This window comes from Clostridium sp. 29_15, from assembly GCF_001916075.1.
Classification (GTDB): domain Bacteria; phylum Bacillota; class Clostridia; order Clostridiales; family Clostridiaceae; genus Clostridium; species Clostridium lentum.
On the sequence record NZ_MNRT01000034.1, the window covers coordinates 13,029 to 38,306 of the forward strand.

The window sequence follows — 25,278 nt, forward strand, 5'->3', positions numbered from 1 at the left end:
ATTATTTTCTGCGATAATTGAAATTGATTCTCATTCACCCTTAATATAATAACATATCTTTTTATGAATGTTTTTAAGGATATTTATATTTTATTTTATATATTTTTAACTATGGAGGTATAAAATGACTGCTTTATATACTAAATTAGATAATTTTTTTAATTGCTGTAATGTTCCTCTTTCAATTATAGATTTAAATTCAAATTTTCTTTATGAGCGTAATTTAAATAAATTATCAAAGTTTACATTACTTAATTTAAATATTGTAGATAAGATTATTAAAAATGATTTAAATTCACCACAAGAAATTATCTCTGAACATTTAAAAATAGTAGCAATTCCTTTTGCCAACAACAATAAGAACTCTGCTACTTTTCTTTTACTTGGTCCTTACACTATCCAATTAGAGGAAGATAATACTTTTTATTATATTAATTGTGAAAAAGGCCTTACTTACTTTATTAAGCTCCTTAAGTTATTTTTATCATATAAGAATACATGCTCCTGTGAAAAAATTTCTGATGTATCACCAATAATCAAAGAATCACTGGATTATATACATAAAAACTACTCCAAGCAAATTACAATTGATGATATTTGTGATAAATTCAAAATAAACAAATGTTATTTCTGCTATATGTTTAAAAAGGAAACAGGTCAAACCTTTATTAACTATTTAAATAATTACAAGATAGAAAAAAGTAAGAACTTATTAGAAAATACTAATATGACTTTACTGGATATATCTTTAGAAGTAGGTTTCAATAATCAAAGTTACTACAGTACTATCTTCAAGAAATATACCAATATGACCCCACTGGAATATAGAGAAACAGCCCTTTACACATAAAAAATCACACAGCCAAAAAACTGTGTGATTCTTTATTACATTAGTATTTTTTTCTCCAAATTGATGGGCTAAATAAAATTAACATTGGATATATTTCTAACCTTCCTGCTAGCATACAGAACGATAAAACAATCTTACTTAAAGGTGAAAAAGCTGCAAAATTACCTGTAGCTCCTACCATTTCAAATCCTGGACCTATGTTACTTATAGTCGCAATAACTGATGTTGTAGTTGTTACTAAATCAAATCCATCTAAAGCTACTATAAAAATAGCAATTAATGATATGACTATATACGCTCCAATAAATAATAGTACACCTAAAACCACTTCTTCTTCAACTACTTTACCATCCATTTTTACTCTTTGTATTCTCTTTGGATGTAGTATTTTATCTATTTCTCTTTTAATAGCTTTAAGAATTAAGACTATTCTTACGGTTTTAATTCCTCCACCTGTTGACCCTGCCATAGCACCTGCAAACATTAATAACGTTAATATTATTTTACTAAAGGTAGGCCATAAATTAAAATCTGTTGTGGCATATCCAGTAGTAGTTATTACTGAAGCAACTTGGAATGATGAATCTCTAATAGAAAGTCCAATATTACCTCCATTAAAATCAAGTATGTTTATTGTAATAAGGACAATTGATACCACTATCATTAAAATATAATATCTAAGTTCTTCAGATTTAAATACACTTTTAAAATCCCCTTTAAACATTTGGAAATAAAGTGCAAAGTTAACTCCAAATAGCAACATAAATATTGTTATGATCCATTCCACTGCTGGATTATTAAATGATGCAACACTTCTATTCATATTAGAAAACCCACCTGTCCCTGCAGTTCCTAATGCATGAATCAAAGCATCATATAATGATAATCCTGCCACCATAAGTAGGATAGTTTCTATCACTGTCATTACAAAATAAATCATATATAATATTTTTGCTGTTTCTCGTATCTTTGGAACAATTTTTCCTGGGTTAGGTCCTGGACTTTCTGCTTTTAATAAAAATATTGTATTAGTTGATAATGAAGGTATTACTGCTAATATGAATATTAAAAATCCCATTCCTCCAATCCAATGTGTAAAGCTTCGCCAAAACAATATTCCTCTTGGAAGTGATTCAATTTCTGTTAATATGGAAGCTCCTGTTGTAGTAAAACCTGATGATGTTTCAAAGAAAGCATCAATAAACGAAGGTATTGCTCCACTGATTACAAAAGGAAGGGCACCTACCACTGAAATCAATATCCATGCTAATCCTACTGTTAAAAATCCCTCTTTTGCATATATCTCTTTCTTATCAATTCTAATCTTACATAAGTAAATCATTAAAGGTACCATAAGACCAATTGTTATTAAAAACGATAAGGCATCTCCATCGCCATAATATAGAGCTACCAATAATGGAATAATTAAAAGAAATATTTCATATTTCAATACATTACCCAGTAGTTTTAATACTACTCTATAATTCATGCTATTTGTCACCTCCGAAGATTATCTCTTCAAATTTCTTATTTTGTGACACAACTATTACTTTATCATTAATTTTTAAGCAATCATCTCCTGTAGGTATAATTATCTTATCATCCCTAACTATTGTTGCATAAATTACATCATCAGATAATGTTATATCCTTGAATTTTTTATTTAAATTTTTAGTATTTTCATCAACTATAAATTCTATTGCTTCAACCTTTTCATTACAAATCATATACATATTTTCAATTAAATATTTTCTTTGACCTTTAAGAGATCTGACATATTTAATTATCTTATTAGCAGTGGCAAGTTTAGGACTAACTATTGAATTAATTCCTACACTTTCAGCTATAGTAATATGATTTTCTCTTGTAACCTTAGTAATAATGTTATTAACACTCTTATTTGCCGCAAACAACGCAGCCACTATATTATCTTCATCTCTATCGGTTAAGGCAATAAAATTATTAACCTCACTTAAATTTTCAGACATTAATAATTGCTGATCCATTCCATCTCCATTAATTATTATAGAATCTGGCAACAATTCAGTTAATTCTTCGCATTTCTTAATATTTTTTTCTATTATTTTACAACTTACTCCTACTTCATTGATTTTCTTAGCTAAGTAGTAACTTATTTTACCTCCGCCAATAATCATTGAGTTCCTAACTCTTTTTTCGTATTTTCCCAACCTCTTAAAGAAATCTTGAATTTCTTTATGCTCACCAATAACATATATTCTGTCATCTACTTGAAAAACATAATCTCCTTTAGGTATTATTACTGTATCATTTCTTTCAATTCCACAAAATAATACATTTCCTCTGATAGAACCTATTTCGGAAATTCTCTTTCCTACTAAGTCTGTATTATGAGCAATCTTAAATCCAATTAAATTTACTTTTCCTTCGGAAAAATCATCTATACTACATACTGATGGGAACTTTATTAGTTTTGCTATTTCATTAGCAGCAGCTTTTTCCGGATTAATTACTAAATCAATACCTACAGCTTCTGATAATAAAGTTATATCCTCATCATATTCTGGATTTCGTACTCTTGATATAGTATACTTAGTACCTAATTTTTTAGCAGCTAAAGAACAAAGCATATTTAATTCATCACTATTTGTTACAGAAATTAATAAATCAGCATCTTTAACCTCTGCTTCATTAAGCACTTTCAAACTTGTACAATTTCCTTTAACACACATTACATCTAGACTATTGTTAATTCTCTCTAAAGCTACAATATTATTATCTATTATAGTAACATTGTCACCTTCTATAGAAAGATATTTGGCCAAGGCATATCCTACTTTTCCTGCTCCTACTATAACTATATTCATCTGTATATCTCCTTAAATCATATGTATATTTAATATAAATAAAAAATATATTCTTATTATATATTATTACACTAAGTAACTCAATTACTCTTTGTATTTTACTTAACAAATATATATATATTTATTAAGTATTAAGTAAAATAAAAGCTCCTCTATATTTGGGAGCTTATATATATATATTTAATTATTTAATAACTGAATTAGTTCAGCAACAGATTTTTTTACATTATCAGGTAATTTTTTTATAGCTTTTTGCCTTTCTCTTTCATTAGTCATTTGAGCTATTTTTATTATCTCTTGTTGTAATCCTGGAATACTATTTAATTCTTGAGCTAATCTATTAAACTTTTGAGCAAAATTAGAATCTTGCATCTTGTTCTGTAGCTTTCTTATAAGTTCATAGCCATTCATTTATATTAGCCTCCTTGAATATGCATTACATTTTATAATATTCCTAAAAATAAAATAATGTTCGTTTATTAAACATTATTTTATTATTTATTCGATTTCCCACTTATTTTTTAACATTTATGTAATATAATTATATGAAAATTTGTTAATAATTCTTATGAAAGATTAATGTTAAATTTCTGATAATTATTTATAATTAATAATTTTTCCAATAATTTTTGAGCTATAATATTATAATCAAAGAAGAATAATAAGGAGGACTATATATGGCAATAAAAATTGTTACAGACAGTACATCATATATACCAAAGGAATTCATAGATAAATATGATATATCTGTAGTATCACTTAACGTAATTATGAACGGAGTATCTACACGAGAAATAGATTTAGATAATGAAACATTTTATCAAAAGATGAAATCAAGCACTGAAATTCCTTCATCTTCTCAGCCATCTCCTGATGAAATATATAATACTTTTGAAAAGATAATTAAAGAAGGTAATTCTATAGTTGGTATTTTTATCTCTTCAGATATGAGTGGTACTGTATCTAGTGCTAACCTAATAAAAAATATGCTCTTAGAAAAATATCCAAATGCACAAATAGAAATAGTTGATTCCCGAAGTAACTGTATGCAGATGGGATACATAGCCATTGAAGCAGCTAAATCAGCCATTGCTGGAAATTCTATGGCAGAAGTATTAAATGTATGTAATACTGTTATTAATAATAGTAGATTTTTATTTACACCTGATACCTTAGACTACCTAAAAAAAGGTGGAAGAATCGGTGGAGCCGCTGCTCTTTTAGGAACGCTTTTTCAAATCAAACCTATACTAACAGTATGTCAAGGAAAAACCACTGTATTTACTAAAGTTAGAACTAAGAAAAAAGCCATAGATACTATTATTAATACATTAATTAGTGATTTACAAGGTAAAAAGTTAGGTGGTGTCATTGTTCATCATATAAATTGTCCCGATGAAGGTCTTAACTTAGCAGAAAAAATCAAAGAAAAACTAGGTGTTGAGGTACAAATTGACACTATTGGTCCTATAATTGGCCTACATGTTGGTCCTGGTAGTATAGGCGTAGCCTATTTTACCAAATAAAAAGGTATCTGAAAGTAATATTTCAGATACCTTTTTAAAAATATTTTATATAATTATGTAAGTGATTTTATTTATTGTTATTGAAAAACTTTTCTACTATATTAATTGAATTATGTAATTCATTATAATTATTAATCTCAATAGTAATTGATGAATCTTTACAATACTTATTTATACTATTAAGCACAGTATCAATATCAATATTTCCACAACTTAATCCATTATGAGTATCCTTAACTCCATCATTATTATGTAAATGAACATGACCTATACGATGCCCACATCTTTTTATCCATGTTTCTATACTATCTTTTCCATAACAATTTACATGTCCAATATCTAAGCATAATGTTAAATTTTTATTATTTACTGCATCAATAAGTTCTATTAAATGATCCATTTTAGATTCTAACACATTTTCAATATGTATCTTAATAGTATCATCCTTATCTTTCAAAAATTCCTTCCAAAACTCAATAGAGTTATTAACATATGATTCCTTAAAATAAATATTTTCATTAAAGCATGAATGGTAAATTATTCTGTCAGCTCCAAGTTTCTTGGCAACTGAATATACTTGATTATATCTAAGCATTGTAATGTTTCTTACCAAACTATCATAACTAGCAGGATTTAAATCTAAAAATGGTCCATGTATTGATAAAGAACGTTTTTTAATGGTATCTCCCATTCTATTACAATAATCACTTAATCCATTATCCTCTTGATCTAATACACTTCCTATTCCAAATTCAATAATTTCCAGGCCTATATCCCTATCCTTAAGAAAATCAATTATTTCATTATCATTAAAAAGTTGCGATATATAAATTTTACTCATTATTAATTCCTCTTCTATCATCTATCTAAACAATCCATATTTAATCTTTAATCTTTCCATTTTTTCTTTCATAGGCATTGCTAATATAAATAAAAATAAAATAGTTGAAACTGCATGTATAGTGTCAAATGGTATACTTGAAATATAAATTGTCATTAATCTTTCTTTAGTAATATCATTTAATTGTGTAGAAACAATCCATAAATTCACTATAAATCCATATAAATAACCTGCTATACCTCCAAATATACAAATTGATAATTTATTTTTTATAATTTTATATTTATATAAAAGCCCTGCAAGAAATCCTAGTACACCAAAAGCAAACATTTGCCAAGGAGTCCAAGGACCTTGCCCAAAAAAGAAATTTGATACTAGTGCCGATACTGCTCCTGTTAAAAAACCTGCTTCTGGTCCAAAGGACATTCCTGTTATTATAACTATTGCTGCAACTGGTTTAAACTGTGGCAACATTGCAAAAGCAAACCTTCCAATTGCTGCAATTGCTGACATTACAGCAATTGGAACTATCTCTCTAGCTCTTGGTTTTCTACTTTCAAATAAAGAAAAAAATAACCATATAGCTAAAATAATTAAAGACATGCTTACAAACCAATAATTCCTATCACCTATCTTTACCCCAAATAATAAAATTATAAAACTTAATAAAATGCTTATAATTGATGCTTTTACTGACTTTAATTTTGATAATTCCATATATCTACCATATCCTCAACTTTTAATATATCTTGCAAAATACCTCTCGACATCTTATTAGCACTGGTTGTATAAAATGTATTGCCACAGAAAAACTCCCTTGGTGTACCTTCTGATGAAATATCTCCATCAAAAAACATTAAACATCTATCCGAATTATCTGCAGCAAATTCAATATCATGAGTTACAATAACAATGGTCATGCCTCTTTTCTTTAAACTTTTAAATAAATTTCCTAGTTCTCTTTTAAAATTTCCATCTATCCCTTTCGTAGGCTCATCTAATATTAATATTTTAGGTTCTAGTAATAATATCTTTGCTAATGCTGCTTTTTGTTGTTCTCCACCACTTAAATCATATGGATGCATTTTTAATAAATTAACTATACCTAGTAGTTCACTAATATTCTTAACTCTTTCAGTCTTTTCACTTTTAGATAGTTTCGTACCATCTAAAACCTCTTCTAAATCATCTTGCAAAACACTTTTTACGAACAAGCTTTGTGGATCTTGAGGAAGTACTGCTAAATTATTATTAAATAACTCTGATAATTTATACTTTTCTATCTTTTTTTTATTAATATAAACATTTCCTCTATATGCTCTATTACTACCTGAAATAACACCTAAAGTAGTGCTTTTCCCTGTACCATTTCCTCCAAGAATACATAATACTTCATTTTTATAAACTTCTAAATTTAAACCTCTTAATATATCTGGAGATGTTTTATCATACCTAAACCATACATTGTTTAATTTAATAACAGATTCTTTTTTATTATTCTCTTTTAAATCACTTGATACTGCTTTAAGTATTGTATTTTTTTTATTAAATGTTTTTTTAACCCATTCCCTTCCTTCTTTTATTGTTAAAGGAGATTGTCCAACACCATCACATTCTTTATAAACTTTAATTGGTGTAGGAAGAGAATAAAACATAGAATGCTTATTACCATTATTATATATTATATCACCTATTTCATTTGCATTTTTACTTCCTATAACCTTGCCATCATCCATTAAAATCACTTTATCAGCCATAGAAAATACTTCCTCTAATCTATGTTCTGTAAGTATAACTGTTACACCTAGTTCTCTATTTATCTTATATACAGTTTCTAAAAACTCTGTTGCAACTATAGGATCTAATTGAGATGTAGGTTCATCTAATATTAATATATCAGGTTGCATACACATTATTGCTGCTAAATTCAATAATTGTTTCTGTCCACCACTTAATTCAGATACATCTTTTCTAAACCATGTCTGTATTCCAAAAAAACTAGCCATTTCCGAAACTCTTCTTCTTATTGTTTGTGAATCAATGCCTAAGCTTTCTAACCCAAAAGCAAGCTCATGCCACACTTTATCTGTAACTATTTGATAATCTGGATTTTGCATAACAAATCCTATTTCTGATGCAGATTTTCTTTGGTCTAATTCTCTTATATTTTTCCCTTTATATAATATCTCCCCAAACACTTTGCCATATGGTTGTATTTCATTTTTTAATTGTCTCAAAAGAGTGCTTTTACCACACCCTGATTCTCCAATTAAAAGAATAAATTCCCCTTCATTTATATTAATATTTATTTTATCTAATACTTTCTTTTCAGTATCTGGATAACTAAAACTTAAATCTTTGATTTTAATAATCTCCATCTTAATGCCTCCACTACTTCAATTATAATTGGGAAAAAAACTAATATGATATATGTTAAATATATAATATAATCTATTACCTCTATTTTTTTCATTTGTATATATGGATAAAACTGCATTGTATTTTTACCACCTAAATATCCCAACATACAAATTGCAATTAATACTCCCATTATAGATAAAGTTAATTTATCTCTTTTATCCATCTTGTATAACGAAAAGTGAGTTCTTCCTCTTAATCCATATCCCCTACTCCTCATTGAATCAGCTGTTTGAACACCATTTTCTAATGCCCACATTATAAGTATAGATATAATCCTACATCCATGTTTAGCCTTTTCATAAAAATTTCCATTATTAATATCACGCCCTATATTTCTTTGAGACATTCTTATTTTCTTTAATTGCACTTTAAACTTTGGAACAAAACTTAATGTCATAGAAATTAATAATGCTATTGATGGAATTGTTTTGCTAAAAAGATATATTATCTTATCTGAAGTTATTACCTTATTATAAGAACTAAACCACATAACCATTGTTACAAGCACCATAGCTGTAACTATCCCATATATAAATGATTCAAATGTTATAGGTTTATTGTCAATATAAAATAATATAGTCATACCTTGATGACTAAATAATGGATTTAATGCTATTACCATAAAAAGCATTGGCAATAAAAAATATAAATTAAATTTTAATGCTTTAATTCCATTAAGTATTATTGTATAACTAAATGAAGATATAATAGATATTACTAATAATACTGGATGTTGAAATATCATGGAAAACATTATAACTACAGTAAAATATAAAAAGTTTACTAATGGATGATATTCACTAAACGAATTATATGATTTTATATCCATGTTTCTATTGACTCCCTTATTATTTTTATAAATCTTTACCTAAATCACAAGTATACATCCACTGAATAACATCGCCATCATTTAAATTGTAAATGCTACATCCATAATTAGGGAAAACACCATTTACACTATACATCCATCCACTAAGTTCCCCAGCATCAAATTCATAAATATTGTTTATTCCCTTTATATATGCACTTCCATATACAGGAGATTCCACAAAATCCATATGAATTCTTTGTTTTCTTGTTTCCCTTAAAAGCACATCAAATACTGTATCACCATCATTTATTTCAACTTGCTTTTGTGATAGTATAACACCATTTGACGGTATTATTCCTTTTTTGTTATCTGAAACTTTATCTAAGTTATTTAAAATAGTATGACAAGTTATTGATATAGTTACATATTTACTTACTGGTTCTTGATTACTTTCTGGTTTAATTTCTGGCTTACTTTCTTGAGAAACATTTGTACTACCAGCACTACCATTTGCTTCTTGCTTTTTTTCTACTGTAACTTTTGATTCCTCTTCATTTGTTACTGGATTACTACTTCCTAACTTAACTTCATTGATATTATCATCACTTAATAAATTATCTTTTTTATCTTCACTAATATTTTCTTCATTTTTTAATTGTTCACCATCACTAATAGACGTTTCTTCTTCTTTTGACTTATTATTTTCATCATTACTTTCCCCATTAGAACTATTATCTTCCATAGTTTTATCAGTTATTAAATCATTATTTTTATTAACTTCAGGTTTTGTTGTTAATGAACTTTCATAACTTTTTATCATAAATCCACCTGAAACTATAATTGCTAATATAAGAACTATTATAATAGCTCCTATTTTAACATTTTTATTTTTCATAATTGCCTCCAATATATTTATTAAAGTATTAAATTATCTTTATTAAGATTTTATTTACTTAAATAAAAAAATGCTTGCACAACTAAGCTTTTCTAAATAAACATTCAATTGTGCAAGCTATTTTATTTTAAATTACTTTTTAATTTCTTTTCTTAAATTATTATTTTTTAAAAATAATATAGTTCCAGTAGTTAATATTATTGCAGAAATAAATATTAATATTACTGAATTTACTCCACCTGTTTTTGGTAAATTTGTTTGAGTATTAACTTCTGATTTAACTTCAGGTTTTGTTTCTGGTTTAACCTCAGGCTTTACATCTACTTTTTCTTCAGCTTTCTCTAATGTATCAATTACTTTTTTAGCATCTAACACTTCATCAAAGTGATTTACATACTTTCTATCTCTTTCATCTAATGCATTATATCTTGATATTAATCCATAAACTATATCTTTATTTTCTAAAGTGATATTTTCAGGATTTATTTTTTCCCAAATATCTTTTTCTATTGAAGTTACTTCTCCTCTAACATAATCTATCTTTTCCTTAGCTTCAATAAGCTTATCCTTATTTGTAACTTGATTTTGTACATCTTCTGATAAATTTGTAAACTCTTTATATAAATTATTTATTTTTTCTTCTTCATCTAAAACAATATCTTTTAGCTCTGGTAGTTTAGCTATCTTAGCTTCCATATCTTTAATAGCTTCAGCTTCTTCTAATTTTATAATAGTTTTATATGAATTAATTAACTTATCTGCATTAGTTACCTTTAATTTATGCTCTTCTGATAATTTATCATAACTATCAAATAACTCTTTAACTTTAGCTTTATCTTCTAATGTTATTTCATCTGGTAATTCTTTTATTTCAACTAATAATCTTTCTACTTCTTTATCAGCATCCTTTAAGTCATTTATCTTTTCTAATGCTGAATTTAATTTATCAATATTAGTAACCATAAGTTTATCTTCATCAGATAAATCTTTATATCTTTCCATTACATCATTAATTGATATTTCATCATTTAAAGTTATATTCTCAATATTAGGTAATCTATTTATAATATCTATAACATCTTCCACACCAAATGCACCATTTACTTTATTTATAAATTTAAATAAATAACCTGAATCATTCTTAAAATATATACTTCCCTCTTCATCTATTGCTGCAGATGATGAATTATATTGTGGTTTTGATGGTGTTGCTACTTTTTCATAAGATGGTTCTGTATTACCTTGGAAATCCTTAATCACATATATATCATCTGGATTTTTATAATTAAATAAATATAAATACACTGTATAGTTATTTTCTGCTGTAGCATATGCAGTTGTTAATATTGGTTATTGGCATCTAATACAGAGAATCCAGCTCCAGATAATGCACCACCACCAGCTACGTATATTCTTCCATTATATGAAACAGGACTTGATGTTATATCAGAACCTATTTTTTTAGTTATTAAAGATGATTTATCAAAAGTACCATCTGAATTAACTTTCACTGAATGTATATTTCCTGCCTTAGTTGCTATATAAATTCTACCTGTTTTTATATCATAATGAATTGATGTTCTTATGGCTTCATTTATTTCTAAAGTATCTATTACAGCATCTGTAGTTAAGCTATGACTTACAACTTGTCCACTTTCACCACCAAAAACTATACTGTTTCCAATTATAGAAGCACCACTCCAGTAGTATCCTTTTTTCCCTTCACTTGGTGAATATGTCCAAGTATACTCTTTTATTTCATCACCAACTGATGGATCTTCATCTTCAGCTGATACTGCATAAAAAATTCCCTTATCAGCAGAACCACTTGTTGCTCCCATATAAACATAACCATTATAATAAGTAACAGGTGATATAGCTTGTAAAGACATGTCTGATGGATTTACTTTTGTTATCCAAAGAGACTCTAATGTATTTGCATCAATACATTGTATTCTTCCTTCTCCAACTGGAACAAATAACTTTCCTTCTCCATAAGCCATTCTTGAGAAAAATCCTATTCTTTCTGCTAAAGGTTTTTCTAATACAATATCTCCAGTTTCCTTATCTAATTTTTTGACATTTGAACTATCTGTTATGTAAACATAACTACCAACAACTATTGGATCACTAAAGCTCCAGCCTGTCCCCATTTTCTTAGCCCATGATTCCTCTATTTCTTCTGAACTTCTTGGAGTTTTACTATCTGTCACTCCTGGATTTAAAGTTTCTCCTCTAAACTGTGGCCATGCCGATTCTTTTCTTGGAGTAGCACCTACAACCAAAGAGTTAGTAACTAATAAAAAAGCTACTAGTAGCATAGACAATACTTTTTTGCCTACATTAATTTTTTTCATACTTTTACCCCTTTCAATTGATGGCAAATAATTTCATTATCCTTATGAAATGCTAGTATTCTTTTTTTAATCATCTTTAAAGTATTACAAATAAAAAAATCCCATAAAATATGAGATTTTTAAGCAATACATATTAAATAAATAAATTAAATCATAGACAAATTAAATAATTCATTAATTTAATGAATTATTTATCTGCAATATGTTATTAAAAAGTATATGCTTTCATTTCCCACCGAAATTATTCACTTATATTTTTGTGGCAGGGATCCTGACTTAAAGCTTCAAATCTATTCCTCTTGCCTTCCCAAGTATTCCTCAGTGACATTACTTAATAAAATAATATATTAAGTAGAGTTTCGTATCTTTTACAGTAGCGGGGGCTGCTATGGATTCTAACCATATTCCCTATTATTACAAATGTAACCACAAAAACTTATTAAATTTTACTTATTAATTCTATAGTAACATAATACCAATGTCAACTTAATTTAACTTTTTCATTTTATTAAATCTGTATATATAAAAATAACTTTATCTAGGTACATATCTTTTCACTGACCATATACTTAGATAAAGTTATATCTTAAAATAAAATTTTATTTATTTTTTAAAATAGGTAACCCTTCTTTAGCAAACTCTGGTATCTGAGTATTTCCATTAGTAAATATCACTCGTCCACTAATCCAATAATCTTCTATTGGATAGCTATATAAATTTTCTCCTTCTCTATACATTTCTCTTCCTGGCCATGGTGATAATTCTGTAGATTTATAGTTTCCTTCTTTATATATATATACCCTTGCTTTATCCCATCTTAAAGGATTTGTGAAAAATACCTTATTATCACGAAGATAATATATATCTTTTTCTATAAAATCTTCTTCTAATTCATGATATATTATTGATATTCTCCCTTCTTCAACAGTTCCATTTAACCGCCCATCTCTTACATAAAATAATTTATCGGAAATTTTATCCTTATATATGCCATCTTTTAAGTTAGTATATATATTTATATCATAATGTCCACCAATATTAATCATTATCACACCTTTATTACCTCTTTCAACAATCATCAGATTATTACCTAAAGTAATAATATTTTCCTTTTCTCCTTTCATCTTTAACCTAAACTTGTTTATTGCAACAATTTCACTACTCTTCCAGAAATCGTTTCCTGCTTCTCCAATAGTTCCTTCAAGCCATATTTTCCCTTTAGGCCTATTAAAAAATAATGGTATTGATTCACTTCTTGAAGCAATTATTGCCCATCCCATCTTTATCTGCCACTGACTTAACTCAAAGCTTTTTTCAATATCACTGGCATAATCATCATGAGATTCTATCCACGTCACTAAATTTGAGCCATTAACTCCATAAGGTACTTGATATTCTTTAGCGTTATTAATATTTTTTTCTGACTTATATCCAACAGTTTTCCTTATGGCATAACTATAACCTTCTGCTGATAATCTCATATATTTTATATATTTTTCATAATTTGATGCTCCACACTGTAATACTTCTCCATATAAAAGTAATCTTTCTTTATTTTTTAATGCTCCTATTACTCTTGGCCAAAAATCACTTCCACCTGGATCCTCAGGTAGTTCAATATGCTTAGCTGCATCAAATCTTAATCCATCTGCACCACATTCAATAACATCATTTAAAAAATCAATAATTATGTCTTGAAGCATATGGTTAGATGTGTTTAAATCTGGAAGACCTATACACCAGTGAGTAACTTGCCACCTATCATCCCAATCTTCTACTTTTTTTCTTTCATGCCAAAAATTAATATCATCTCTTATAAATGATTCAACTGTTTCATGTGGAAAATTGCTATCATTACCTCCACCTCTATTGGCCATATGGTTTAATATTACATCTACCATTACTTTTAATCCATACCTATGAGCTTCTGCACACATTCCAATAAACTCTTCTCTACTTCCTAATTGAAAATTTCCTATCTTAAAATTAATTGGTTGATATAACATCCACCAATCCTTTACTACTAGACTTTTATCTTTAGTCCCTTGAACTGGCGATATCTGTATCCAAGTATATCCTGCATTGACTATTTCCTTTATATTTTCTTTTATTGTTTTAAATGACCAATTCCACACATGAAGAATCGTTTCCTCATTGATTCCGTTATTTATAATCATAAAACCTTCCCCCAATAATAATAGAAAGTTATTATTAATTTAATGGAATTTTATTTTTTATTATGCCCTTGCTTTTAAATTATTATCCAATCTTTTTCTCATAATTAAACATTATGATTCTATATATATTCGTAAACAAAAATGAGTTCGCATATTATACTATTATTTTTTTATTTAAAATGTGATAAAAAAAGATATTAATAACTAACTTATTGCTAATTATTAATATCTTTTTACTAATTATGAATTTTTAAATAATCATATCTTCTAGCATCTTTACATACTCTACTGGCCTAAATAAAAATGATGCATGTCCACCACTTTTTATTGTTTTACTAATGTTATTTTCAAATAGTTTCTTTAATTCAGCCTTAATTCTTTCATCAAAAACCTCATCATCATTTGTATTTATTATACATATGCTTCCATCAAAATCCTTAAAGTCATTCTTATCAAAAGTGATATTTTCAGCAAAATCTAATGCAATACTGCATAGATATATAGCTTTCTCCTTACTTACCCTTTCCATAAGGTATCCTACGTATTCCTTGGCATATATGCTATCAATACTTCCATCAAAATCTTCTTTAATCTTTTTCAATGATTTTTTTATCAATGCTGATTTTAAGATATATGCTGGTGTCATCTGTACAGTCTTAATGGCAGATTTTATTCCATCAACAACTTCTTTTCTCATTGTATTAGGAATATTTTTAGTGATAGTTCCTGTATTAGTAAGCACTACTCCCTCTATCATTTTGGGATACTTTTTCATAAATAGTTCTACTACTAAACCACCTAATGATTCCCCAATGAAATAAGATTTATTAAAATTTATACTTTTTAAAAATTCTGCAATACTATCAACTAAATGGTAAATATCCTTTTTCCCATCAGGATAATCAAAAGCTACCACAGTATACTTCTCTTCCAATAATTGTATATGTCGATAAAACCCTTCATATAATCCACTTCCTGCTGTAAATAGTACAATCTTTTTCTCTCCGCTGCCTGAAAGTACATAATTAAAATCCCCTCCTCCAATCTTTACTGTATTCATCTTATGCTTTTCATTAAACCTTCTAATATCCTCTTTAAATTCCATAATTCCCTCCAAAATGCTAAAGAACCGCATAATTACAGCTCTACTCCTATATATTTATTATTATTCAACTCTTCTTTATGCTATGACTTAATTTATTCTTAGCTAACTTATACAAAAGTAAAGTTTATAATTTTAAGCCTTTAATTTCATTGATACCCATAAGCTATAAAAATCATTTCCTATATCATAATGTGATGTTACTTCTTCTTTCTGCTTAACTTTATTATTAGCCTTATGAAATATATGTGGTAGATTTTCTTCAATAATTTATCATTAATTATAAATTTTGATAAAAGAATTTATTTATGTTAAAATTTACTTATATGTAATATATAGTAAATTAATCTACATTAAAGGATACGATTTTAAATAAACTATTAAGGAAAGAAGATGTTTGAATATGTATAATGTAAAATCAAATAAAGCTACCGAATTCATAAATGATGATGAAATACTTGAAACACTTAAATATGCAGAAAAAAATAAAAACAATAAGCAATTAATTAATAAACTCATTGAAAAAGCTAGAAACTGTACTGGCCTTACTCATAGAGAAGCTGCTGTACTTCTTGAATGTAATTTAGAAGAGGAAAATAATAAAATTTATAGTTTAGCCAAAGAAATTAAAGAAAAATTTTATGGTAATAGAATTGTAATGTTTGCTCCTCTATATTTATCAAATTATTGTGTAAATGGCTGCACATATTGTCCATATCATTTCAAAAATAAACATATTCCTAGAAAAAAACTTACTCAAAAGGAAATAGAAAAAGAAGTAATTGCACTACAAGATATGGGCCATAAAAGACTTGCCTTAGAAACTGGTGAAGATCCTATAAATAATCCTATAGAATATGTACTTGAAAGCATAAATACAATTTATAGCATAAAACATAAAAATGGAGCCATTAGAAGAGTTAATGTCAATATAGCTGCTACCACCGTAGAAAACTATAAAAAATTAAAAAAAGCTGGCATAGGAACATATATATTATTCCAGGAAACTTATAATAAAGAAGCTTATGAGGCATTACATCCCACTGGTCCTAAACATGATTATAATTATCATACTGAAGCAATGGATAGAGCCATGGATGGTGGTATTGATGATGTTGGCTGTGGAGTATTGTTCGGCTTAAATCTTTATAGATATGATTTTGTAGGTCTTTTAATGCATGCTGAACACCTAGAAGCAGTTAAAGGCATAGGTCCACATACCATAAGTGTACCAAGAATAAGACCAGCTGATGATATAAATCCCCATGAATTTACCAATGCAATTTCCGATGAAATATTTGCTAAGATAGTTGCTGTCTTGAGAATTGCAGTACCTTATACTGGATTAATCGTTTCCACTAGAGAATCACAAAAAACTAGGGAAAAAGTCTTAGAGCTTGGAGTATCTCAATTAAGTGGTGGCTCTTCTACAAGCGTTGGAGGATATGTCATTAAAGAAAAAAAATATGAAAGTTCTGCTCAATTTGATATAAGTGATGACAGAACTTTAGATGAAATTGTCAATTGGCTATTAGAAATAGGACATATCCCTAGCTTCTGCACTGCCTGCTATAGAGAAGGAAGAACTGGTGATAGATTTATGACCCTTGTTAAAAATGGACAAATAGCCAATTGCTGTTTACCAAATGCTCTTATTACTTTAAAGGAATATTTAGAAGATTATGCTTCTCCTCTTACAAAAGAAAATGGAGAAAAAGTAATTGCTACTGAAATAAAAAAGATACCTAATGAAAAAGTTAGGCAAATAGTACTTGAATATTTAAGTAAATTAAATAATGGTAAAAGAGATTTCAGGTTTTAATTTAATTACTATAAATTTTCAATGTTTAAAAAACAACGGATAGTACTTATACTTATCCGTTGCTTTAAGTTATTATACTGTATTTATTTAGTATATTTTTCTTCTAATTTACCTAAAATATTTAAATATTTATCTTTTACAGCTTCATTAGCATCTTCAAATTTATAACACTCATTATTAACTTTCTCTAATATTTCTTTGCTTAAATTTCTTTCTGCAAAAGTATATACTACTCTATCTTCCTTATCAATATGTCTTTCCATTAGATGGGTATATGATATTGCATTAGCAATTATATCAAGCTTAGCTTCTTCATCGCCACCTTTTACCTTTTCAATAGATTCAACTAAATTACTTATATAAAGTCTTCCATAATCATGTTCTACAAGCATTCCATGCTTCACAAGTTTTTCTCCTAATTGCCCTAAATTTTCAGTAATTCTATTAAATAATATGTCTTCTTCTTTTTTATGATGATGACTATCGGCATAATTTCTAATGAATTCAATTATATCTTCTAAATCTTTATAATTAATTTCTGTACCATTCATTATATTGAAGCATACCTTTCTTATAACCTTAATCATTCTTAGTATATTTTTATGTTCTTCATTCATTAATTCTATAGCATTCATAGTTTTTTCCTCATTGCTTTTTCTTTATTTCCATTGTAGTTTCATCTATTTTAACATACTCATATTGACTATTTACTTCTTGAACAAATGCCTTTATCCATATATTTCTTAATTGATAAAATATAGATACATCCATTGATTCTTTTTGCCAGATATCGTTATGTACACATATTCTTCTCTTCCATTGCACTTTATCTTCTTCAGCTATTATAACTTCATTAACTCTGTCACAAGGCATACCATCAAGAATATAATCATTAATGCTATCATATATTTCTTTAGCACTTATAATATTTTTTTCTTCTTTTACTTCTTTAGCTGCTTTTATTCCTTGATTAGCATATATATTTTCTAATTTTCCAATTGCAGTTTCATTATTTTCTAAGATAGCTTTTGTCCATGCTGCCATTCTTCCTTCTGCACTATGAATTTTATTTTGTAACCATCCATGAATATTACTTGTATCTATTATTTCTTCTAAATTTTTATTTTCAGTTTTTTGTCCATACTTATTATTAATTTCAACACTTAATTTTTTTACATTTAATCCTTCTTCTTGTGCTAACTTTATAATTTCATCCTCTAACCCTTCAAACCATAATACCTTATTAAATAACCAAAAATGTATTTTACCTAAAAATAAACTCATTTTCTCTTCTCCTATCAACTTACATAATACTTTTTACTTCAAACTATAATATTAATATACATCAACTTTAAATTATTTTAAGTAACATTTGTTACAAATATAAATAATATTCATATAAAATACACATTATTTTCAAACTAACTTATATTTCTTTTATATCTCTTGTTTCAAACAAGTTTTTAAATCATCTTCAGGTGTACTTATTAAATGCAAATTAAAAGTATCTATAAGATATTGAAGAACATTAGGACTAAAGAAAGCAGGAAGTGTTGGTCCTAAATATATATCTTTAATTCCTAATGATAGCAATGCTAAAAGATCTGCTACAGCTTTTTGTTCATACCATGAAACTATTAAAGATAATGGTAATCCATTTACATCTGTTCCAAAAGCATCTGCTAATGCTGTAGCTATTCTAATTGCTGAATAAACATCATTACATTGTCCTACATCTAATAATCTAGGTAAACCTGCTACTTCACCAAAATCTAATTTATTGAATCTATATTTTCCACATGCTAAAGTAAGAATTATACAATCATCTGGTATCTTTTTTGCAAATTCAGTATAATAATTTCTACCTGGTCTTGCCCCATCACAACCTCCTATTAAAAAGAAGTGTCTTATTTTTCCATCCTTTACAGCTCCTACAATAGCTTCTGCATTGCTTAAAGTTGCATGATGACCAAAACCTACAATAATTTCATGTGGTTCTTGGTCTTCTTCAAAGCCACCTAATTCTAATGCTTTTTCAATTATTGGTGTAAAATCTTTTTTACCATCTTTTCCTTTTGGTATATTTATAACTCCATCCCATCCAACAACATTAGTTGTAAATATTCTATCTTTATATGTTTCTCTTGGTCTCATAAGACAATTGGTAGTCATTAGTATACATCCAGGAATACCATCAAATTCTTTTTGTTGATCTTGCCATGCACCTCCATAATTTCCAATTAAATGTTTATATTTCTTTAATCCTGGATAACCATGTGAAGGTAACATTTCTCCATGGGTATATATATTTATACCTTTTCCTTCTGTTTGTTCTAATAGCTGTTCTAAATCTCTTAAATCATGACCAGAAACTATAATAAAAGGTCCCTTTTTAATCTTTACATTTACTTTATGTGGTGAAGGCTGTTCATATACTTTATTATTTGCTTCATCTAACTTTTTCATTATAGCAATACTCATATCACCAGTTCTCATAGTCCATCTTATTAACTCTTCTACTGATAAACTATCATCTGTTGTTGCTTCTAAAGCTCTTACATAAAAATTATCTACTTGATCATCGTAATAACCTAAATATCTTGCTTGATGTCCATAAGCACTTATACCTTTTAATCCATATACAATTGTTTGTCTTAATGAACGTATATCAGGATCTAAATCTTGATCATACATAATTCCTGCAATTTTTGAATCTTCAAGCATTTCTGCTTTGCTTTCTCTTAATATATAAGTTACATGAGCTGTATCATTTTTAATTTTACCAACCTTCTTTTTTAAATCATCTTTTATTTTTTGAGATTCTCTTAATAACTTAACATGATTATCTGCATCAAAATTAACATTTGTTAATGTTGTAAATAAACAATCTTCAATAAAAGCTATTGTTGATTTATCAACATTTTCTCCCTTTTTTATAAGTTCATTTGCATAACAACTTATTCCTTTTAATTGAAATATTAATAAATCTTGTAGATTTGCTACTTCAGGGGTTTTCCCACATACACCCATCTTAGTGCATCCCTTTCCCCCTGATGTTTGTTCACATTGATAACAAAACATTGGATATTCCATAGCCATATTATTTTCCATTATATATTCCTCCTTTATTATTATCTTGCCTTAATATCTATTTTTTTATAATCAAAATACCCTAAATAACAAAAAAACATATACTTTAACAGCATATGCTTTATTTATATTTATTCAATAATCCAGATACTAAGGGTACAAAAAATAATTGATTACTTTTAGTTAAATGTTGAATTTCAAAATCCATTTCATATACAGCCTTCAAATTTTCTTTAGTAAGTACTGATTCTACTTTTCCTTTAGAAAAAATTTTTCCATTTTTCATAAGTACTATCTCCTTGCAATATGCTGAACTTAAATTTAAATCATGCAAGATTGCAATAATTGTTTTATTTTCCTCATTATTAAGCCTTTTTAATGTCTCCATCAATTCTATCTGATATCGTATATCAAGATGTGAAATAGGCTCATCTAATATTAAATATTTAGTATCCTGTACTATAGCTCTAGCTACTAATACTCTTTGTGATTCCCCTCCACTTAAATTAGCAAATATCTTATCTTTTAAATAAGCACAATTTGTAATTTCCATAGCATGTTGTATAATTGCCTTATCTTCAATAGTTAAATCTTGAAATCTTTTTAAATATGGTGTTCTCCCCATGGCAATAATATCATATACAGAAAAATTTACATCCATATTAACATTTTGAGGTACAAAAGAAATATTTGTTGCCAATTCTTTTCTTGAATACTTATTTATGTTTCTTTCATCTAAAGAAATATTTCCTTCTTTTACTTCTAAAAATCTTAAAATATGTTTTATTAAAGAAGTCTTTCCTGAACCATTAGGTCCCAATATACCATAAAAACCACCTTCTTTAAAATCACTGGATATGTCATTTAATATATATTTTTCTTCATTATTTGGTTGCCAGCTTAAATTGCTAATTGACAAAATATTTTCCGTCATCTCACTTCACCTCAAACTCTTCCATTCTTTGAATTACGATAAAGTAAATATATAAAATATGGTGCTCCAAAAACAGCTGTTATTACTCCTACAGGTATTTCTGTAGGAGCAGCTATTGTTCTAGCTATAGTATCACATATTATCATAAATGCAGCTCCACCAAAATATGAAAATGGTAAAAGTAATCTATGATCTGAACCTACTAGTAATCTCATGCAATGAGGAATAATAAGCCCTACAAATCCAATAGTTCCACTTACTGATACACTTGCTGCAACTAATATAGCACAAAAAATTATAAGTAGATTTTTTAATTTTACAGTATCTATTCCTAAACTTGCTGCCACCTCATCACCTGTAAGAATTACATTTAAATCCCTACTGAAAACAAATAATATTACTACGGATATTAAAGATACTATAAACATAAATAATACTTTGCTCCAATTGGCAGAAGAAAAACTGCCTAGTGTCCATAAATAAACTTTTTCTAAATTATCTCTATTGTAAATCATAAGTAGTGAAATAACAGAACTTAACATTGTTCCTATAGCTGTACCAGTTAATAAAAGATTTGTAGTTATTATTTTTCCACCTAAGCCACCTACTTTATATACCAACATTACAGTTGCTATTGCTCCAATAAAAGCAAATACACTAATAATACCTATTCCTAAAAAATTAAGTGTTAAACCTGACAATATTGCAATTGTTGCTCCTAATGATGCTCCTGATGAAATACCTAATATATGTGGATCTGCTAAAGAGTTTCTAAATACTGCTTGAAAGGTGCAACCTACCACTGCAAGCCCCCCTCCAACAAGAGATGCTTGCAAAATTCTTGGTAAGCGCACCTTCCAAATAATTACTTCATATATTTCCTTTATATCAGTAGTATCAATAACTCTATTTATCAAAGGAATTTTATTAAGCACAAGCTTTAAACTTTCCATTGGATTAATAGATGATGATCCTACTGATGCAGAAACCACTATACATAGGAATAAAAAAACGCACAATAAGCTAATATAAATATAGTTTCTTGCTTTCTTTGATTCCAAAATATGCTCCTCCTATTGTTGAAAGGCTTCTGGATGGAATATCTTTGCTAAAGTCATTACTCCTTCTGCATTTCTATAGCCTTGACGGTCTATTAAGTTATTATCTATTTCGTATACTTTTCCTTCTTTAACAGCAGTTAACTCCTTATATCCTTCAGCTGTCTCAAATCCATCCTTCATACCATTACCTATAATGATTATTTCAGGATCGGCTTCTAAAAGTGCCTCTAAACTATATGACCAATTGTCTTGTGCTGGTACTATATTATCTCCACCAGCTAATTTAATAATTTCTCCTGCAAAAGTATTTTCTGGTGCAGAGAAATCACCATATTCTCCATATCCTACTACATAATAAACTGTAGGTTCTTCTAAATCTTTAACAGCATCAGTTACTTCTTTAATAGTAGATTTCATTGCAGCTACATCCTTAGTTGCTTCATCTTGTTTATTTAAAGCTTTTCCTAATGTTTCCATCATAGTGTAAACACCATCAACATCATGTTCTTCATATAATCCTATAATCTTAATACCAGCTGCTTCAAGTTTAGCTGTATTTTCCTTATCAAAATGAGTTGAAGTAATTACTAAATCTGGTTCTAAGCTTATTATTTTTTCAATATCTGGCGTCATTAAATTACCAATTGATTCAATATTTGTTACTTCTTTTGGATAATCACAATAATCAGTTCTTCCTACAAGTTTGCCTTCTGCTCCAAGTTCATATATCATTTCTGTTATGTTAGGTGCTACAGAAATAATCTTTTTAGGTTCCTTATCTAAAGTTACCTCTTTACCAAAAGAATCTGTTATAGTTACTGGATATACTACTTCTCCAACTTGAGATGATTGATTTGCAGTATTATCTTTTTTTTCTGCATTATTTCCACAGCTAATTAAGCCAAAAGCAATCATAGTGGATAAAGATATTGCTGCAAACCTTTTAAATAATTTATTCATTTTTTTCTCCTTTTTTGTTCTCTCCCTCCCAAAGAAAAACACTATTAAAGTTATGGCAGGTTTCCTGACTTAAGAATCTCTTTACTCACTAAACTCCTTCTCAAGAAAATATCTCAATGGAATTTATAATTTTAGCTTTCATCCTCTATCACAGTAGTGGGGGCTGTTGTGAAATTTCATCACATTCCCTTTTAACTTTTGCCTATTTATATTTATAAACTAAAAGCACCATACTAATTCCTTCAATATTATATATATTAATAAAACATATTTCAAGTATAATATAATTATTAGTTTATCAATCTTACATATATTTAAAACTATCTATTCAAAACAATAAAGCTATACCAAAAATAATAAACTTTTTGATACAGCCTTATATATTTATTAAATTATCTAGTTAGTGCTATTCTCTTTCTTTTGAAAAACCGTGGATAGCAAAATTGTTGCTACAGTTGCTGTAACAAATGTAATAACCATTGTTACCATATATTGTACCATAGACTTTGGTCTAATCACTATAACTCCAGGTAACCCAGCTGGCCCTTGAGATAATGATAATACTTTCATAAATGTAGCATATGCTGAACCTACGGCAGAACCTATTAATGCACCTACAAATTGATACTTTAATTTTAAATTTACCCCAAATACGGCTGGCTCAGTAATTCCTAATAGAGCTGAAATTCCTGATTTTAACGTAACATTTATTTTACATGGATTATTTATATCAAATTTGCCTATATCTATTTTTTTATTAAACTTATCATCGATATAGTCAGGTATACTAAAATACACTTGATTTTTCCTAACTGTTATTTTTCTTGGTAGTGTCATCATTCCTATCCACTCTTCATTAGAAGGCTTACTAGGCATACGCATCCATCCAACTAATATCCTATTTCCGTATTTATCAATATTTGTTTGTGCTGCATATAAATCTAATCCCTCATCTAAGATCATTACTTCATCATCAATCTTCATATCACAGGATTCTTCATCAAAGCCAACTATTGAGTAAACAGTATTATTAGTGTAATTATTTCCATCACTTATTAAATGTTCCGGAGACATAATTAATATATATTCATTATCGACTTCAAATAAATCTGGACATTCCCACATATCTCCTATTTTTTTATCATAATACCTATTTTTATAACTCCAGTTTTCGCCGTCCTCACTAGTGTAAAATAGAACTTCTCCAGTAAACTTATCACTACCACTTTCTATAAACTTACTCCCAAGTATTAACGTATATCTATCTTTATATTTCCATACTTTTGGATCTCTTGTATGAGTTCTATGTCCTAACTTTTCATCCATAATCGGTTCTATAATTATTTTCTTATCTTCTAAATTATTAAATGTATATCCATCTTCAGAAAATATTTTTACTTGTGATGACTCAAAAGACTCATTGTCATATGGGAAATATTGATAAAACAAATGATATTCTCCCTTATAATAAATAAATCCATTTGGATCATTAATCCAATTTCTCGGTGCTGTTAAATGTATCTTAGGTCTCCCTATATAATTCCCTCCTAGTTTTAGTAATCGGTAACATAACCGGTTATTTTAA

Annotated in this window: 22 protein-coding genes and 2 riboswitches; of the genes, 3 read left to right on the forward strand and 19 right to left on the reverse strand. The window is 27.8% G+C overall.

Going from position 1 to position 25,278, the window contains the following annotated elements:
• The first annotated feature begins 124 nt into the window (after window positions 1-124).
• A complete protein-coding gene (locus BHW04_RS07205) occupies window positions 125-850 on the forward strand; it encodes a helix-turn-helix transcriptional regulator (RefSeq protein ID WP_302699291.1) in 726 nt (241 codons plus the stop codon).
• A 40-nt stretch (window positions 851-890) separates the two neighbouring features.
• Here BHW04_RS07205 and BHW04_RS07210 read toward each other — a convergent pair whose 3' ends face one another.
• The 3 genes from BHW04_RS07210 to BHW04_RS07220 all read right to left on the reverse strand — a co-directional run bounded on the left by BHW04_RS07210 (window position 891) and on the right by BHW04_RS07220 (window position 4,107).
• Entirely contained in the window at window positions 891-2,339 is a 1,449-nt protein-coding gene (locus BHW04_RS07210) for a TrkH family potassium uptake protein (protein ID WP_302699292.1), read from the reverse strand.
• Window position 2,340: 1 nt separating this feature from the next.
• On the reverse strand, window positions 2,341-3,696 hold the full coding sequence (trkA, locus tag BHW04_RS07215) for a Trk system potassium transporter TrkA (protein WP_302632979.1): 1,356 nt from the start codon (window positions 3,694-3,696) through the stop codon (window positions 2,341-2,343).
• 180 nt (window positions 3,697-3,876) lie between these two features.
• Window positions 3,877-4,107 carry a hypothetical protein gene (locus BHW04_RS07220; protein WP_022213035.1) on the reverse strand — a complete coding sequence of 77 codons (231 nt, stop codon included), beginning with the start codon at window positions 4,105-4,107 and terminating at the stop codon, window positions 3,877-3,879.
• Window positions 4,108-4,373: 266 nt separating this feature from the next.
• On the opposite strand from BHW04_RS07220, the gene BHW04_RS07225 reads away from it, so the two are divergent.
• The gene (locus tag BHW04_RS07225; protein ID WP_302699293.1) at window positions 4,374-5,222 is read left to right on the forward strand and encodes a DegV family protein; all 849 of its coding nucleotides are present in this window, start codon (window positions 4,374-4,376) and stop codon (window positions 5,220-5,222) included.
• Window positions 5,223-5,289: 67 nt separating this feature from the next.
• Here the strand turns inward: BHW04_RS07225 and BHW04_RS07230 are convergent, their stop codons facing one another.
• The 9 genes from BHW04_RS07230 to BHW04_RS07270 all read right to left on the reverse strand — a co-directional run bounded on the left by BHW04_RS07230 (window position 5,290) and on the right by BHW04_RS07270 (window position 15,829).
• The gene (locus BHW04_RS07230; protein WP_302632158.1) at window positions 5,290-6,063 is read right to left on the reverse strand and encodes a sugar phosphate isomerase/epimerase family protein; all 774 of its coding nucleotides are present in this window, start codon (window positions 6,061-6,063) and stop codon (window positions 5,290-5,292) included.
• 21 nt (window positions 6,064-6,084) lie between these two features.
• Window positions 6,085-6,780 carry an ECF transporter S component gene (locus BHW04_RS07235; RefSeq protein ID WP_022213038.1) on the reverse strand — a complete coding sequence of 232 codons (696 nt, stop codon included), beginning with the start codon at window positions 6,778-6,780 and terminating at the stop codon, window positions 6,085-6,087.
• Entirely contained in the window at window positions 6,762-8,441 is a 1,680-nt protein-coding gene (locus tag BHW04_RS07240) for an ABC transporter ATP-binding protein (RefSeq protein ID WP_186834591.1), read from the reverse strand. The genes BHW04_RS07235 and BHW04_RS07240 overlap by 19 nt, the downstream gene beginning before the upstream one ends.
• Window positions 8,414-9,313, reverse strand: a complete 900-nt coding sequence (locus BHW04_RS07245; protein WP_186834590.1) for an energy-coupling factor transporter transmembrane component T — start codon at window positions 9,311-9,313, stop codon at window positions 8,414-8,416. Before BHW04_RS07245 ends, BHW04_RS07240 begins: the two co-directional genes overlap by 28 nt.
• A 25-nt stretch (window positions 9,314-9,338) precedes the next feature.
• A complete protein-coding gene (locus tag BHW04_RS07250; protein ID WP_302699294.1) occupies window positions 9,339-10,190 on the reverse strand; it encodes a DUF4430 domain-containing protein in 852 nt (283 codons plus the stop codon).
• Between the two features lie 132 nt (window positions 10,191-10,322).
• Entirely contained in the window at window positions 10,323-11,495 is a 1,173-nt protein-coding gene (locus tag BHW04_RS07255) for an LPXTG cell wall anchor domain-containing protein (RefSeq protein ID WP_302699295.1), read from the reverse strand.
• A gap of 35 nt (window positions 11,496-11,530) precedes the next feature.
• Complete coding sequence (locus BHW04_RS07260) at window positions 11,531-12,547, reverse strand: outer membrane protein assembly factor BamB family protein (protein WP_302699296.1); 1,017 nt, start codon at window positions 12,545-12,547, stop codon at window positions 11,531-11,533.
• A 244-nt stretch (window positions 12,548-12,791) separates the two neighbouring features.
• Window positions 12,792-12,993, reverse strand: a riboswitch (cobalamin riboswitch).
• Window positions 12,994-13,146: 153 nt separating this feature from the next.
• Window positions 13,147-14,724, reverse strand: coding sequence for a starch-binding protein (locus BHW04_RS07265; protein WP_186834587.1), 1,578 nt, complete (start codon window positions 14,722-14,724; stop codon window positions 13,147-13,149).
• A 250-nt stretch (window positions 14,725-14,974) separates the two neighbouring features.
• Window positions 14,975-15,829 carry an alpha/beta hydrolase gene (locus BHW04_RS07270; protein WP_186834586.1) on the reverse strand — a complete coding sequence of 285 codons (855 nt, stop codon included), beginning with the start codon at window positions 15,827-15,829 and terminating at the stop codon, window positions 14,975-14,977.
• Window positions 15,830-16,229: 400 nt separating this feature from the next.
• Between BHW04_RS07270 and hydG the strand changes: the two genes are divergently transcribed.
• Window positions 16,230-17,648 (forward strand): [FeFe] hydrogenase H-cluster radical SAM maturase HydG, encoded by a 1,419-nt coding sequence (hydG, locus tag BHW04_RS07275; RefSeq protein WP_302631144.1) that lies wholly within the window; start codon window positions 16,230-16,232, stop codon window positions 17,646-17,648.
• A gap of 83 nt (window positions 17,649-17,731) precedes the next feature.
• Here hydG and BHW04_RS07280 read toward each other — a convergent pair whose 3' ends face one another.
• From BHW04_RS07280 to BHW04_RS07310, 7 genes are all read right to left on the reverse strand, one after another.
• Window positions 17,732-18,283, reverse strand: a complete 552-nt coding sequence (locus tag BHW04_RS07280) for a hemerythrin domain-containing protein (RefSeq protein ID WP_302623087.1) — start codon at window positions 18,281-18,283, stop codon at window positions 17,732-17,734.
• A gap of 10 nt (window positions 18,284-18,293) precedes the next feature.
• On the reverse strand, window positions 18,294-18,932 hold the full coding sequence (locus BHW04_RS07285; RefSeq protein ID WP_022213047.1) for a hypothetical protein: 639 nt from the start codon (window positions 18,930-18,932) through the stop codon (window positions 18,294-18,296).
• 153 nt (window positions 18,933-19,085) lie between these two features.
• Window positions 19,086-20,759, reverse strand: coding sequence for a hydroxylamine reductase (gene hcp, locus BHW04_RS07290; RefSeq protein ID WP_302699297.1), 1,674 nt, complete (start codon window positions 20,757-20,759; stop codon window positions 19,086-19,088).
• A gap of 100 nt (window positions 20,760-20,859) precedes the next feature.
• On the reverse strand, window positions 20,860-21,672 hold the full coding sequence (locus tag BHW04_RS07295) for an ABC transporter ATP-binding protein (RefSeq protein ID WP_186834581.1): 813 nt from the start codon (window positions 21,670-21,672) through the stop codon (window positions 20,860-20,862).
• An 11-nt stretch (window positions 21,673-21,683) separates the two neighbouring features.
• Entirely contained in the window at window positions 21,684-22,733 is a 1,050-nt protein-coding gene (locus tag BHW04_RS07300; RefSeq protein ID WP_302699298.1) for a FecCD family ABC transporter permease, read from the reverse strand.
• A gap of 12 nt (window positions 22,734-22,745) precedes the next feature.
• Window positions 22,746-23,693 carry an ABC transporter substrate-binding protein gene (locus BHW04_RS07305; RefSeq protein ID WP_022213051.1) on the reverse strand — a complete coding sequence of 316 codons (948 nt, stop codon included), beginning with the start codon at window positions 23,691-23,693 and terminating at the stop codon, window positions 22,746-22,748.
• Window positions 23,694-23,730: 37 nt separating this feature from the next.
• Window positions 23,731-23,941, reverse strand: a riboswitch (cobalamin riboswitch).
• Between the two features lie 148 nt (window positions 23,942-24,089).
• Window positions 24,090-25,229, reverse strand: a complete 1,140-nt coding sequence (locus BHW04_RS07310) for a glycoside hydrolase family 32 protein (protein ID WP_302699307.1) — start codon at window positions 25,227-25,229, stop codon at window positions 24,090-24,092.
• Window positions 25,230-25,278 lie beyond the last annotated feature (49 nt).

Coding starts and splice junctions, on each gene's coding strand:
- BHW04_RS07205 (WP_302699291.1), top strand. CDS start 125: ATGACTGCTTTATATACTAAATTAGATAATTTTTTTAATTGCTGTAAT.
- BHW04_RS07210 (WP_302699292.1), bottom strand. CDS start 2,339: ATGAATTATAGAGTAGTATTAAAACTACTGGGTAATGTATTGAAATAT.
- trkA (WP_302632979.1), bottom strand. CDS start 3,696: ATGAATATAGTTATAGTAGGAGCAGGAAAAGTAGGATATGCCTTGGCC.
- BHW04_RS07220 (WP_022213035.1), bottom strand. CDS start 4,107: ATGAATGGCTATGAACTTATAAGAAAGCTACAGAACAAGATGCAAGAT.
- BHW04_RS07225 (WP_302699293.1), top strand. CDS start 4,374: ATGGCAATAAAAATTGTTACAGACAGTACATCATATATACCAAAGGAA.
- BHW04_RS07230 (WP_302632158.1), bottom strand. CDS start 6,063: ATGAGTAAAATTTATATATCGCAACTTTTTAATGATAATGAAATAATT.
- BHW04_RS07235 (WP_022213038.1), bottom strand. CDS start 6,780: ATGGAATTATCAAAATTAAAGTCAGTAAAAGCATCAATTATAAGCATT.
- BHW04_RS07240 (WP_186834591.1), bottom strand. CDS start 8,441: ATGGAGATTATTAAAATCAAAGATTTAAGTTTTAGTTATCCAGATACT.
- BHW04_RS07245 (WP_186834590.1), bottom strand. CDS start 9,313: ATGGATATAAAATCATATAATTCGTTTAGTGAATATCATCCATTAGTA.
- BHW04_RS07250 (WP_302699294.1), bottom strand. CDS start 10,190: ATGAAAAATAAAAATGTTAAAATAGGAGCTATTATAATAGTTCTTATA.
- BHW04_RS07260 (WP_302699296.1), bottom strand. CDS start 12,547: ATGAAAAAAATTAATGTAGGCAAAAAAGTATTGTCTATGCTACTAGTA.
- BHW04_RS07265 (WP_186834587.1), bottom strand. CDS start 14,724: ATGATTATAAATAACGGAATCAATGAGGAAACGATTCTTCATGTGTGG.
- BHW04_RS07270 (WP_186834586.1), bottom strand. CDS start 15,829: ATGGAATTTAAAGAGGATATTAGAAGGTTTAATGAAAAGCATAAGATG.
- hydG (WP_302631144.1), top strand. CDS start 16,230: ATGTATAATGTAAAATCAAATAAAGCTACCGAATTCATAAATGATGAT.
- BHW04_RS07280 (WP_302623087.1), bottom strand. CDS start 18,283: ATGAATGCTATAGAATTAATGAATGAAGAACATAAAAATATACTAAGA.
- BHW04_RS07285 (WP_022213047.1), bottom strand. CDS start 18,932: ATGAGTTTATTTTTAGGTAAAATACATTTTTGGTTATTTAATAAGGTA.
- hcp (WP_302699297.1), bottom strand. CDS start 20,759: ATGGAAAATAATATGGCTATGGAATATCCAATGTTTTGTTATCAATGT.
- BHW04_RS07295 (WP_186834581.1), bottom strand. CDS start 21,672: ATGACGGAAAATATTTTGTCAATTAGCAATTTAAGCTGGCAACCAAAT.
- BHW04_RS07305 (WP_022213051.1), bottom strand. CDS start 23,693: ATGAATAAATTATTTAAAAGGTTTGCAGCAATATCTTTATCCACTATG.